Origin of the sequence: Streptococcus sp. 3874 (assembly GCF_013276425.1) — a bacterium.
Taxonomy (GTDB): Bacteria; Bacillota; Bacilli; order Lactobacillales; family Streptococcaceae; genus Streptococcus; species Streptococcus pseudopneumoniae.
On the sequence record NZ_VMLA01000067.1, the window covers coordinates 1 to 12545 of the forward strand.

Consider the following 12545-nt stretch of genomic DNA (forward strand, 5'->3'; position numbering starts at 1 on the left):
TGAAACTAAGCAACTATATTACCTAAAAGACTCAGGTGCTATGTTAACAGGCTGGGTGAAAGATAGCAGATCTTGGTATTACCTTGCTTCAACTGGTAAGATGCTTCACAACACCTATACACCTGGTGGTTACTGTGTAGATACCGGTGGCGCTTGGAAATAATCTAAAGTATACATTTTATTCCTTCAGCTATTAGTGTACATGCTCAGACTAAATGTTATCAGAGCTACAAAAAAACTAGATAATAATACGAAAAGCGAATCGAAACAATGAATTCTGTTTTGTTCGCTTTTTGTTTCAATCTGTGTCATTACGATATTTTCATTTAATTGTATATCCCCCAAAAATTTACATTTTTATATGAAGTATTTTAGATAAAAGCAAACGCTAAATCATATCCTCAAAAAAACAGGTTTAGAACATTTGAAAAATCGAACGCTCAGCAATGATAGTCTGTCTGGTGGCGAGAAACAACGCCTAGAAATCGCCCGCGCCCTCTACCATGATAGCCAACTCATCTTAGCAGACGAGATTAAGGCCAATCTTGACTCGGAAAATAGCAGAAAAATTAGCGACTTGCTCTTCTCCCTACCTCAAACAGTCATAGAAGCCATTCACCACTACACAGAAGAGGACTTAAAAAACTACGACCAAGTCATTCACTTAAGCAAAGAAAAGTAATATTCTTCGAAAATCGCTTCAAACTATGTCAGTTTGACCTACAACCCCAACACTTTACTTTGAGTAACATGCAGCTGACTTCCTAGTTTGTTCTTTAATTTTCATTATCCCTTGTTTATTTCCTTGAAATTTTCTGAAAAAAGAGTAAACTGGTATTCAAGAAGTCTATTTCGTGGAGTTTAGGATGAAATTATATGTTCAATTAATGATTCTCTTTGTGATTTCTCTAATCGGAGAGGGGATTTCCAGTTTCTTTCATTTGCCCATCCCAGGCAGTATTATCGGCTTGATTATTCTCTTTCTATCCCTACAATTCAAATGGTTGAGAACTAGGCATGTCAACATGGTGGGGAATTTCTTGCTGGCCAATATGACCATTCTCTTTTTGCCGCCAGCAGTAGGAATCATGGAAAAGTTTGATGTGATTGCTCCCTATCTCCTACCCATTGTTTTGATTGTCTTTTTTGCAGCAGTTGTCAATATTATCCTCATAGCCTTGGTAGTTCAGTTTATCAAACGACGGTTTGAGGGAGATTATGAGAAAGGAGATGCCAAATGAGTGAATTTGTTTCCAATCCCCTATTTGGGCTTGCCCTGTCTATCCTAGCTTATCTAGTGGGGATGTTGATTTACAGACGTTTTCCTCATCCATTGACAACGCCCCTGCTTTTGTCGGCTATTTTTATCATTATTTTTCTTAAGGTGATGGGTATTTCTTATCAAGATTACTACCAAGGTGGGGTTTATCTGAACAACTTGATTGTCCCGTCGACAGTGGCTTTGGGGATTCCGATTTACAAGAGTTTTCATTTGATGAAGCACCATGCTCGGAGTATTCTCTTTGGTAGTCTGCTAGCAGTAGTTGTCAATACCTCTTTCACAGCCCTTGTGGCCAAAATCTTTGGTATGGACTTTTTCCTAGCCATTTCTCTCTTTCCCAAGTCAGTAACAACCGCCATGGCAGTGGGAATCACAGAAAAATTGCAAGGTCTGACGACCGTGACCTTGGTGGTAGTCGTGGCAACTGGGATTTTAACCAGTGTCATCGGACCAACCCTTTTGAAGTGGTTGAAAATTGACGACCCAGTAGCTGTTGGTCTTTCCCTTGGAGGAACAGGCCATGCAGTTGGAACAGGAACAGCCTTCCGATACGGCTCTGTAGCAGGAGCCATGGGTGGTTTGGCTATCGGTGTCACTGGTATTCTCTATGTCTTTGTCAGCCCCATCGTAGCTAGTTTGATATTGAGTTAATACTCTTCGAAAATCTCTTCAAACCGCGTCAACGTCGCCTTGCCGTAGGTATAGGTAACTGACTTCGTCAGTCTTATCCACAACCTCAAAACACTGTTTTGAGCTGACTTCGTCAGTTCTATCCACAACCTCAAAACACTGTTTTGAGCAGCCTGCGGCTAGTTTGCTCTTTGATTTTCATTGAGTATAAAAAGCAAGGAATTCGAGCAATCTCATTATGGTAGTGACATGGGGGTCTAACTTCTCATATTTATACATTTCTCCAATCAGTTAGTTGATTACAACCGAGATTTTCTATACTCTCCTTATAAGATTTTCGCATAAGATGAGACAGCACACGCTGAAGACGTCTATGTTATTTAGATTTAATGCAATCTTTTCAAAGAGTTTTGATAATCTATATTTCTTATTTAGTTTAGTTGATTTCATATCACTATACTATAATGCTTATCCAAATGATGACACTATCAAAACACCCTATTATTGGATGCTTACGAAACAGATTTTTATACTCTTCAAACCACGTCAGCTTGTCCTTAGTGTGTATACGTTACTGACTTGGTCAGTTCCTCAACCTCAAAACTATGTTTCGAGGAGCCTTCCGCTAACTTCCCAGTCTGATTTTCATTGAATATTAACGATACTTTATCACATAAAGAGGCTGGATGAAAAGTCTTCACAATCAAAAAACGCATCCTATCAAGTTGAGTCCTGATAGGATGCGTTTTTATATTATTGAAATTTTGTTACAGACCGATAAGAGTTCTATCATAATCAATAAATAAAGTGATGGGAAATAAGAATTGCACACCCTGGTTTTGGAATTCAAATCAATTTATAAGAATGTTTTAGAAGCAATATTATCTTATTCCAGATTCAGTTCACTATACAATTGAGTTCTCAAGCAACCTGTTTACATAATGTGTGCATAATTAGGTTCGTGATTCCACTCTTTTTATCTCTAAAAAACCTCGCTTTCGCGAGGCTCTTCTATTTATAAGATAAGGCACGTTTAAATGTTTTCCAAATCCCTAAATCATCTGTTTGAAGGACTAGGCTGGCATACATGCGTCCGATAAATCCTGTTGCTACCACCGCAAAAATCACTGTAATAGCAAGTGAAATCCATGCTTCTACTCCCCCTGCATAGCCATTAATAGTTCGAAATGGCATAAAGAAGGTCGAAATAAAGGGAATATAAGAACCAATCTTCAAGATGAGATTGTCACCAGCTGCACCTAGAGCTGTCACTCCAAAAAAACCACCCATAATCAAAATCATCAAAGGCGACAAGGCTTTTCCTGAGTCCTCAGGACGAGAAACCATAGAACCTAGAAAGGCAGCCAAGACGACGTACATAAAGAGACTGACCAAAATAAAGAACAAGGTATTCAGTGAGAAAGCATCTCCCAAGTGATCCAAAATACCAGACTGAGCCAAGAATGGCAAATCTTTAAAGAGTAGAATGGCTGCCAGACCACCTACCACATAAATCCCGATATGCGTTAAAATCACCAGAAACAGAGCCATCATCCGCGCATAGAAATAGTGACTAGCCCTTATGCTAGAAAAGACGACTTCCATAATTTTGGTGCCTTTTTCACTGGCAACTTCCTGAGCTGTTACACCCGCATAGGTAATCAGAATCATATAAAGAAAGAATCCTAAGGCGCCTGCTGCAATTGTTTGAATAAACTTTTTATTTTCCTTGGCTTCATCAATCTTTTCTGTGAATTGAATTGTCTGCGCTAAGCGTTTTTCCTGCTCTTGAGACAAGGAAGCAGTTGAACGATTAAGCTGATTTTGCAGTTCATTGAGTGTATCTGTAACTGCAAATTTAATTCCATTTTCAAGCGACGTTTCGCCATGATAAACTGCCTTCAAGACACTATCCTCTTGGTCAATAGTCAGATAGCCTTTTAATTTTTCATCTTTAATCGCTTCTTTGGCACTTGCTTCGTCTTTGTAGTCAAAATTAACACCATTTACATTCTTCAGTCCTTCTGCTACAGATGGCACTGTTGTCACTACTGCCACTTTATCATTTTTAGCCATTGAAGAGCCTTGGAGATAAGCAATTCCTCCAGAGATTCCTAAAAAGAGGAACGGTGAAATCACCATAAAGAAGAAACTCCACGATTTGACATGTCTAAGATAGGTTTCCTTGATTACAACCCACACATTTCCCATACTTCCACTCCTGATTCTAGTTTAAAGATTTCATCGATAGTTGGCGCTTGTTGGTCAAAGGTTGCGATATATTGCCCTTGAGTCAAGATTGGGAAGAGTTCTCTACCAGCACTCTCATCCTCCAAGATCAATTTCCAACTACCTTGTTTGGTCAAGCTCACCTGTTTGACATGAGGAAGGTTTTCCAATTCTTCCTTGCTTCGTTCACTTGAAACAAAGAGACGTGTTTTCCCGTATTGATTTCGGACATCCTGAACTGGTCCATGCAAGACCACACGGCCATCTCGGATCATGAGAATATCGTCACAAAGCTCCTCGACGTTGGTCATGACATGGTCAGAAAAGATAATGGTTGCCCCACGTTCTTTTTCTTGAAAAATGACTTGCTTGAGCAATTCTGTATTGACTGGGTCCAATCCACTGAAAGGCTCATCCAAGATAATCAAGTCTGGCTCATGAATCAGAGTAATGATGAGCTGAATCTTCTGCTGATTTCCTTTTGACAGACTCTTAATTTTATCTGTCAGCTTCCCTTTCACTTCCAACCTCTTCATCCATTGAGGGAGTTTTTCCTTGATTTCCTTGGCATCCATGCCTTTTAGAGTCGCCAAATAGCGAACTTGCTCAAGGACTGTCAATTTAGGCATGAGACTGCGTTCTTCAGGCAGATAACCAATCCGAGCATAGGTCTCCTGACGAATATCCTGACCATCCAGACCGATTTCTCCCTGGTATTCTAAAAACTTCAAAATACTGTGGAAAATCGTTGTCTTCCCAGCACCATTTTTTCCTACTAATCCCAAAATACGACCTGGTCGCGCTTGAAAGTCAATACCAAACAAAACTTGCTTGGATCCAAAACTTTTCTCTAGACTTCTTACTTCTAGCATCTTTCACCTCCGAAATTTCTTTCACTCATTATACTCCTTTTTGATAGCCTTTACAATGTTTTTTGTCCATTTTTAGAAGACTAATGCTATGTAAAATATGGCATGGAGCACTTTTATACTCAATGAAAATCAAAGAGCAAACTAGGAAGCTAGCCGTAGGCTGCTCAAAGCACAGCTTTGAGGTTGCAGATAGAACTGACGAAGTCAGTAACTATATCTACAGCAAGGCGAAGCTGACGTGGTTTGAAGAGATTTTCGAAGAGTATTAGTGATAAATCCATTATACAGTAGCAAACTTAATTTATCCACTCTGCTCCTCAACTGTCAGTTTTTGGTCCTGAATTGTTATTTGAGTAAGTTCTTTTTCCTCATAAAATTTTCTTCCTCTAAAACTTCTGGAAAAAAACAGATAATTTCTTGACAACATTTTTTATAAGAAACAAGTTCATCTGTCATTTCAAGCAGGAGTAATCCTTTATCTACTAATGGACGGAACGGAATTCAATCGCTTGTCTGATGTGTTTTCTAAGGAACATATCTACTATGCACATCCCTATACCTCTTGGGAAAGGGGAACTAATGAGAATCACAACAGGCTCATTCGTAGATGGTTACCTAAGGGAACTAAGAAAACAACTCCCAAAGAAGTCGCATTCATCGAAAATTGGATGAACAACTATCCTAAAAAATGCTTGAACTACAAGTCGCTCAGAGAAAACTTCTTGATGACTAACTTGAACTTGAAATTTAGCAATAATTCATTCACCATCTAACTATATTTAGTAATTATTTCAGAACTGATTAATATTAAAATTAACTAACGATTCAAAGGATTCATACTAGACATAAATTACATCCATCAGATAGAGACTCTTATTATTTTTAGATTTTAGCTTTTCTAGCTTCAGAATACATCTAAACTTTAGAGAAGATGACTATTCGAAAGCTCGAATGCCTCAAAATTATCTCAGATAAGCTATTCGAAACTTAGAATACTTGTAAATTTATGGAATTACGATTATTCTAAACTTAGAATGCATATAACCTTTAGTTGACAGACCTGTTCTAAGTCTCGAAGGCCTGTATTCCCATCTATTTCTCATCAAAAACACTCTTTCCCCCTTTCTCCTCCAAAATATGGTATAGTAGAAATATACTATCTATGAGGAGTTTACATGTCACAGGATAAACAAATGAAAGCTGTTTCTCCCCTTCTACAGCAAGTTATCAATATCTCATCGATTGTCGGTGGGGTTGGGAGTTTGATTTTCTGTATTTGGGCTTATCAGGCTGGGATTTTACAGTCCAAGGAAACCCTCTCTGCCTTTATCCAGCAGGCAGGTATCTGGGGACCACCTCTCTTTATCTTTTTACAGATTTTACAAACGGTCGTCCCTATCATTCCTGGAGCCTTGACATCGGTTGCTGGGGTCTTTATCTACGGCCACATCATCGGTACGATCTACAACTATATCGGCATCGTGATTGGCTGTGCCATTATCTTTTATCTGGTGCGCCTCTATGGGGCTGCCTTTGTCCAGTCTGTCGTCAGCAAGCGCACCTATGACAAGTATATCGGCTGGTTGGATAAGGGCAATCGTTTTGACCGTTTCTTTATCTTTATGATGATTTGGCCCATTAGTCCAGCTGACTTTCTCTGTATGCTGGCTGCCCTGACCAAGATGAGTTTCAAGCGCTATATGACCATCATCATTCTGACCAAGCCCTTTACTCTCGTGGTTTATACCTACGGTCTGACCTATATTATCGACTTTTTCTGGCAAATGCTTTGACACTTAAAAAATCCGTTTGGTTTCCCAAGCGGATTTTGTGCTTTATTTTGAAACTTCTTTTGCAAGGACAAAGTTCCCAAGAGTAGCAGAACCATTTCCTGCGACTGCTGGCGTCACGATGTAATCACGCACATCAGGTACTGGTAGGTAACCATTGAGAAGAGATGTAAATTTCTCACGGACACGGTCCAGCATGTGTTGTTGAGCCATGACTCCTCCACCAAAGACAATCACGTCTGGGCGGAAAGTCACTGTCGCATTGACCGCAGCTTGAGCGATATAGTAGGCTTGGACATCCCAAACAGGGTTATTGAGTTCAATATTTTCCCCACGTACACCTGTACGAGCTTCCAAACTTGGACCAGCTGCATAGCCTTCCAAACATCCCTTATGGAAAGGACAAACACCCTTAAACTCTTTTTCAATATCCATTGGGTGTCTAGCCACATAGTAATGACCCATTTCAGGATGACCCACACCGCCGATAAACTCACCACGTTGGATGACACCTGCACCGATACCTGTACCGATTGTGTAGTAAACCAAGTTTTCGATACGACCACCAGCATTATTACGGGCAACCACTTCACCATAGGCAGAGCTGTTTACGTCTGTAGTGAAGTACATTGGCACGTTTAGGGCGCGACGAAGGGCACCAAGCAAGTCCACATTTGCCCAGTTTGGTTTTGGAGTCGTTGTGATAAAGCCATAAGTTTTTGAGTTTTTGTCAATATCAATCGGACCAAATGAACCAACTGCAAGACCAGCAAGGTTGTCGAATTTTGAGAAGAACTCAATGGTTTTATCGATTGTTTCGATTGGAGTTGTTGTTGGAAATTGTGTTTTTTCTACAACGTTAAAGTTTTCATCACCGACAGCACAGACAAACTTTGTACCGCCCGCTTCCAAGCTTCCATATAATTTTGTCATGATAAACCTCTTGTTTTTATTTTCTTTATTATAGCATATTTCGAAAGTCTAAATTTCTCTATTTTTTAGATTTTCCTCTGTAAATCTTACCATTCAAGCAAAAACGAACAAACATGTCATTTGTTCGTTTTCATTTAGCTAGGAAAGATTAAGCTTTCACTTCGATAAGAGCATCCCCCTTCGCAACTGAACCTGTTGCGACTGGAGCTACTGAAGAGAAGTCAGCTGTGTTTGTAACGATAACCATTGTTGTATCATCAAGACCAGCTGCAGCGATTTTGTTTGAGTCAAATGTTCCAAGAACATCGCCTGCTTTCACCTTGTCACCTTGGGCAACTTTTGCTTCAAAACCGTCACCATTCATAGATACAGTGTCAATACCAACGTGGATCAAGACTTCAGCACCATTAGTTGTTTTCAAACCAAAGGCGTGTCCTGTTGCAAAGGCGATTGAAACTTCAGCATCAGCTGGTGCATAGACCACACCTTGGCTAGGTTTCACAGCGATACCTTGTCCCATAGCTCCACTTGAGAAGACTGGGTCATTGACATCAGCAAGAGCTACAACGTCACCAACGATAGGAGTTACAAGTGTTTCATTTTGAAGAGCTGCTGGAATGTTACCAGTTGTTTCTTCTTGGACCAAACGTTCTGTCGCTACTTCAGTAGCAACTTCTTTTTCATCCTCATAACCAAACATGTAAGTAAGAGCAAAACCAAGTGCAAATGATACGCCTACCATAAGAAGGTATTGGGCAAGTTGTCCGTTACCAACATAAAGCATTGTACCAGGGATGATGGTGATGCCACTACCATTACCAGCAAGTCCAAGGATAGAAGCCAATCCACCACCGATTGCACCAGCAATCAATGAGAGGAAGAATGGTTTACGGAAGCGCAAGTTCACCCCGAAGATAGCAGGCTCTGTAATACCGAGGAAGGCAGAAAGAGCAGCTGGGAAAGCAAGTGTTTTCAGTTTTGGATTTTTAGTTTTAACACCAACCGCAACAGTCGCAGCACCTTGAGCTGTCATAGCCGCAGTGATGATAGCGTTGAATGGGTTAGCATGGTCAGCAGCAAGCAATTGCACTTCAAGCAAGTTGAAGATGTGGTGCACACCTGACACGACGATCAATTGGTGAACCCCACCAATCAAGAAACCACCAAGACCAAGTGGCAAGCCAAGAATTGCTTTTGTACCAATAAGGATATAGTTTTCAACAATGTGGAAGACTGGTCCGATGACAAAGAGTCCAAGGATAGACATGACCAAAAGTGTCACAAATGGTGTTACCAAGAGGTCAATGACATCTGGAACGACCTTGCGGACAGCTTTTTCAAATTTTGCTCCGACAACCCCGATGATGAAGGCTGGAAGAACGGAACCTTGCAAACCAACAACAGGGATGAAACCAAAGAAGTTCATAGCCGTTACTTCACCACCTGAAGCGACTACCCAAGCGTTTGGAAGTGAGCCAGAAACAAGCATCATACCAAGAACGATACCAACGGCAGGATTTCCACCGAATACACGGAAGGTTGACCACACAACCAAACCTGGCAAGATGATGAAGGCTGTATCTGTCAAGATTTGTGTGTAAGTTGCAAAGTCTCCTGGAAGTGGCATTTTAAGAGCATTGAAAAGACCACGCACACCCATGAAGAGACCTGTCGCTACGATAACTGGGATGATTGGAACGAAAACGTCACCGAAAGTACGGATAGCACGTTGGAACCAGTTCCCTTGTTTAGCAGCTTCTGCTTTCATGTCATCTTTAGATGATGTTGGTAAACCAAGTGCAACAACTTCATCGTACATTTTGTTTACTGTACCAGTACCAAAGATGATTTGGTATTGACCTGAGTTAAAGAAAGCACCTTGAACTTTTTCCAAGTTCTCAATCACTTCTTTATTGATTTTTCCTTCATCTTTGACCATGACACGAAGACGAGTCGCACAGTGAGCTACACTGTTGACATTTTCACGTCCACCCAAGGCATCGATGACTTTTTTTGCAATTTCCTGATTGTTCATTTGCAAAAATCTCCTTATATAAAATTTTGTTCTTGTTTGAAAGCGATTTTATTCGCCCTACGACTATTATTTTATCATGTTTTAGAAATATGTCAAGCGTTTTGCAGAAAAATATTCTATCCACTTAGTAAGATTGATTGTTTTTGACTGTTTTATCAGGTGTTCCTTAAAAAAATAAGTTTAAAATCTTACTTAAAAGGGTTTTGTTTCATTATCTTTCATATTTTCGTGAAAATTTGATTGCTTTCCCGCATTTATTTTGTGACAAACGTTTGACAGTTTTTTCTCTTTTTTAACATAAAAGTCTTGCTTTTTTTTACGAAAACGGTTACTATTAAAAGTGATAAGATTTTTGGAGGAATGAAAGAATGGAATGGACTACTGAGCGTCGTTACAGACTTTATCAAGATTGGACGCAAGAAGAAATTCAAAATATTAAGGCAAATATGGCACAATCTCCATGGCATACTCATTACCATGTTGAGCCAAAAACAGGACTTCTCAACGACCCAAATGGCTTTTCTTACTTTGATGGGAAGTGGATTGTTTTTTATCAAAACTTTCCGTTTGGTGCAGCCCATGGTTTAAAATCTTGGGTGCAATTGGAAAGTGAGGACTTGGTTCACTTCACAGAAACTGGTGTCAAAGTTTTACCTGATACTCCATTAGATAGCCACGGTGCCTACTCTGGTTCTGCCATGCAATTTGGCGATAACTTGTTCCTATTTTATACAGGAAATGTTCGTGATAAAAACTGGATTCGTCATCCATACCAGATTGGGGCTTTGATGGACAAGGATGGCAAGATTACAAAGATTGACAAGATTTTGATTGACCAACCAGCAGACTCTACTGACCACTTCCGCGACCCGCAAATTTTTAACTTTAAGGGACAATACTATGCTATCGTCGGTGGACAGGACTTGGAGAAAAAAGGCTTCGTCCGTCTCTACAAGGCTGTAGACAACGACTATACAAACTGGCAAGTCGTTGGCAACCTTGACTTTGCTAACGACCGTACTGCCTACATGATGGAATGTCCAAATCTGGTTTTTGTAGGGGAACAACCTGTCCTTCTCTACTGCCCACAAGGATTGGATAAAGATGTTCTAGACTACGACAATATCTATCCAAATATGTATAAGATTGGGGCTTCCTTTGACCCTGAAAATGCCAAAATGGTAGATGTGTCTCAACTTCAAAACATGGACTATGGTTTCGAAGCCTATGCAACTCAAGCCTTCAACGCTCCTGACGGACGCGCTCTAGCTGTTAGCTGGCTTGGCTTGCCTGATGTTTCATATCCATCTGACCGTTTTGACCACCAAGGAACCTTCTCTTTGGTCAAGGAACTCACTATCAAAGACGGTAAACTCTACCAATACCCAGTCACAGCTATCAAGGACCTTCGTGCCTCTGAAGAAGCCTTCTCAAATCGTGCCCAAACCAAGAACACTTACGAACTTGAACTCAGCTTGGAAGCTAATAGCCAGAGCGAGATTGTCTTACTAGCTGATCAAGAAGGCAAGGGACTTTCCATCAACTTTGACCTTGTAAATGGTCAAGTGACAGTAGATCGTAGCCAGGCTGGAGAACAGTATGCCCAAGAATTTGGAACTACACGTTCTTGCCCTATCGACAATCAAGCTACTACTGCTACAATCTTCATCGATAACTCTGTCTTTGAAATTTTCATCAATAAAGGAGAAAAAGTATTTTCTGGTCGTGTCTTCCCACATGCGGACCAAAATGGTATCCTCATCAAATCTGGAAACCCAACTGGAACTTACTATGAATTAGATTATGGTCGCAAAATTAACTGATGTCGCCAAACTTGCAGGCGTCAGTCCTACTACCGTTTCTCGGGTTATCAATAAAAAAGGGTATCTCTCTGAGAAAACCATTCAAAAAGTCAATGAAGCCATGCGAGAATTGGGCTATAAACCCAACAACCTAGCTCGCAGTCTACAAGGAAAATCAGCTAAGTTAATCGGCTTGATTTTCCCAAATATTTCCAATGTTTTCTATGCAGAATTGATTGATAAATTGGAACACCAACTCTTCAAAAATGGTTACAAGACCATCATCTGCAACAGTGAGCACGATTCTGAGAAGGAACGTGAATACATCGAAATGTTGGAAGCCAATCAGGTGGACGGCATCATTTCGGGTAGTCACAACTTGGGAATCGAAGACTACAATCGTGTGACCGCGCCGATTATTTCCTTCGACCGAAACCTATCGCCAGACATCCCTGTCGTCTCCTCTGACAACTATGCTGGTGGGGTTCTTGCTGCCCAGACCTTGGTTAAGACAGGTGCCCAGTCTATCATCATGATTACAGGGAATGACAATTCCAATTCGCCAACTGGACTACGCCACGCTGGCTTTGCATCTGTTCTCCCCAAAGCACCTATTATCAATGTTTCCAGTGACTTTTCTCCCGTCAGAAAAGAAATGGAAATCAAGAATATCTTGACCCGTCAAAAACCAGATGCCATCTTTGCTTCGGATGATTTGACCGCTATTCTAGTCATTAAAATTGCTCAGGAACTGGGAATTTCTGTACCAGAAGAGCTCAAGGTCATCGGCTATGATGGGACCTACTTTATCGAAAATTACTACCCTCAACTGGCTACTATCAAGCAACCCTTGGAAGAGATTGCCTGCCTCACTGTTGACCTCCTCTTGCAAAAGATCGAAGGCAAGGAGGTCGCGACAACTGGTTACTTTTTACCAGTTACTCTTTTACCAGGAAAAAGTATTTAAATACA

General features: G+C 40.6%; 11 protein-coding genes and 3 pseudogenes. 9 read left to right on the forward strand and 5 right to left on the reverse strand.

Annotation, left to right across the window (positions count from 1 at the left end; all coding sequences use genetic code 11):
- From HT703_RS07195 to HT703_RS07210, 4 genes and pseudogenes are all read left to right on the forward strand, one after another.
- On the forward strand, window positions 1-163 hold a 163-nt coding region (locus HT703_RS07195; protein WP_155465491.1), incomplete at its 5' end, for a choline-binding protein A.
- 216 nt (window positions 164-379) lie between these two features.
- A pseudogene (locus tag HT703_RS07200) lies at window positions 380-682 on the forward strand (ATP-binding cassette domain-containing protein); the annotation flags it as partial.
- A 184-nt stretch (window positions 683-866) separates the two neighbouring features.
- Window positions 867-1241 (forward strand): CidA/LrgA family protein, encoded by a 375-nt coding sequence (locus HT703_RS07205; RefSeq protein WP_000781328.1) that lies wholly within the window; start codon window positions 867-869, stop codon window positions 1239-1241.
- Window positions 1238-1933 carry an LrgB family protein gene (locus HT703_RS07210; RefSeq protein WP_054393204.1) on the forward strand — a complete coding sequence of 232 codons (696 nt, stop codon included), beginning with the start codon at window positions 1238-1240 and terminating at the stop codon, window positions 1931-1933. Before HT703_RS07205 ends, HT703_RS07210 begins: the two co-directional genes overlap by 4 nt.
- Window positions 1934-2186: 253 nt before the next feature.
- On the opposite strand, the pseudogene HT703_RS11800 reads toward HT703_RS07210, so the two are convergent.
- The 3 genes and pseudogenes from HT703_RS11800 to HT703_RS07220 all read right to left on the reverse strand — a co-directional run.
- A pseudogene (locus HT703_RS11800) lies at window positions 2187-2336 on the reverse strand (IS630 family transposase); the annotation flags it as partial.
- 587 nt (window positions 2337-2923) lie between these two features.
- Window positions 2924-4123, reverse strand: a complete 1200-nt coding sequence (locus HT703_RS07215; RefSeq protein WP_023934334.1) for an ABC transporter permease — start codon at window positions 4121-4123, stop codon at window positions 2924-2926.
- Window positions 4102-5013 carry an ABC transporter ATP-binding protein gene (locus tag HT703_RS07220; RefSeq protein WP_023934336.1) on the reverse strand — a complete coding sequence of 304 codons (912 nt, stop codon included), beginning with the start codon at window positions 5011-5013 and terminating at the stop codon, window positions 4102-4104. Before HT703_RS07220 ends, HT703_RS07215 begins: the two co-directional genes overlap by 22 nt.
- 122 nt (window positions 5014-5135) lie before the next feature.
- Between HT703_RS07220 and HT703_RS11805 the strand changes: the two genes are divergently transcribed.
- From HT703_RS11805 to HT703_RS07235, 3 genes and pseudogenes are all read left to right on the forward strand, one after another.
- Complete coding sequence (locus tag HT703_RS11805) at window positions 5136-5282, forward strand: hypothetical protein (protein ID WP_240150161.1); 147 nt, start codon at window positions 5136-5138, stop codon at window positions 5280-5282.
- Between the two features lie 219 nt (window positions 5283-5501).
- Window positions 5502-5786: pseudogene (locus tag HT703_RS07230) on the forward strand (IS30 family transposase); the annotation flags it as partial.
- A 402-nt stretch (window positions 5787-6188) separates the two neighbouring features.
- On the forward strand, window positions 6189-6806 hold the full coding sequence (locus HT703_RS07235) for a TVP38/TMEM64 family protein (RefSeq protein ID WP_000076168.1): 618 nt from the start codon (window positions 6189-6191) through the stop codon (window positions 6804-6806).
- 42 nt (window positions 6807-6848) lie between these two features.
- Here HT703_RS07235 and scrK read toward each other — a convergent pair whose 3' ends face one another.
- Window positions 6849-7736 (reverse strand): fructokinase ScrK, encoded by an 888-nt coding sequence (gene scrK, locus HT703_RS07240; RefSeq protein ID WP_000164310.1) that lies wholly within the window; start codon window positions 7734-7736, stop codon window positions 6849-6851.
- Window positions 7737-7884: 148 nt separating this feature from the next.
- Window positions 7885-9771 carry a sucrose-specific PTS transporter subunit IIBC gene (locus HT703_RS07245; protein WP_172930000.1) on the reverse strand — a complete coding sequence of 629 codons (1887 nt, stop codon included), beginning with the start codon at window positions 9769-9771 and terminating at the stop codon, window positions 7885-7887.
- Between the two features lie 368 nt (window positions 9772-10139).
- Here HT703_RS07245 and HT703_RS07250 point away from each other — a divergent pair, with 368 nt between their 5' ends.
- Together HT703_RS07250 and HT703_RS07255 are read left to right on the forward strand one after the other, a co-directional pair.
- Window positions 10140-11594: a glycoside hydrolase family 32 protein gene (locus tag HT703_RS07250; protein ID WP_023933870.1), complete on the forward strand. Its 1455-nt coding sequence runs from the start codon at window positions 10140-10142 to the stop codon at window positions 11592-11594.
- Window positions 11575-12540, forward strand: a complete 966-nt coding sequence (locus HT703_RS07255) for a LacI family DNA-binding transcriptional regulator (RefSeq protein WP_000226009.1) — start codon at window positions 11575-11577, stop codon at window positions 12538-12540. Before HT703_RS07250 ends, HT703_RS07255 begins: the two co-directional genes overlap by 20 nt.
- Window positions 12541-12545 lie beyond the last annotated feature (5 nt).

What these genes read in the sequence shown, in the direction of transcription:
- HT703_RS07220 (WP_023934336.1), bottom strand. Translation starts at nt 5,013, where the DNA reads ATGCTAGAAGTAAGAAGTCTAGAGAAAAGTTTTGGATCCAAGCAAGTT.
- HT703_RS07245 (WP_172930000.1), bottom strand. Translation starts at nt 9,771, where the DNA reads ATGAACAATCAGGAAATTGCAAAAAAAGTCATCGATGCCTTGGGTGGA.
- HT703_RS07210 (WP_054393204.1), top strand. Translation starts at nt 1,238, where the DNA reads ATGAGTGAATTTGTTTCCAATCCCCTATTTGGGCTTGCCCTGTCTATC.
- HT703_RS11805 (WP_240150161.1), top strand. Translation starts at nt 5,136, where the DNA reads ATGAAAATCAAAGAGCAAACTAGGAAGCTAGCCGTAGGCTGCTCAAAG.
- HT703_RS07250 (WP_023933870.1), top strand. Translation starts at nt 10,140, where the DNA reads ATGGAATGGACTACTGAGCGTCGTTACAGACTTTATCAAGATTGGACG.
- scrK (WP_000164310.1), bottom strand. Translation starts at nt 7,736, where the DNA reads ATGACAAAATTATATGGAAGCTTGGAAGCGGGCGGTACAAAGTTTGTC.
- HT703_RS07215 (WP_023934334.1), bottom strand. Translation starts at nt 4,123, where the DNA reads ATGGGAAATGTGTGGGTTGTAATCAAGGAAACCTATCTTAGACATGTC.
- HT703_RS07255 (WP_000226009.1), top strand. Translation starts at nt 11,575, where the DNA reads ATGGTCGCAAAATTAACTGATGTCGCCAAACTTGCAGGCGTCAGTCCT.
- HT703_RS07235 (WP_000076168.1), top strand. Translation starts at nt 6,189, where the DNA reads ATGTCACAGGATAAACAAATGAAAGCTGTTTCTCCCCTTCTACAGCAA.
- HT703_RS07205 (WP_000781328.1), top strand. Translation starts at nt 867, where the DNA reads ATGAAATTATATGTTCAATTAATGATTCTCTTTGTGATTTCTCTAATC.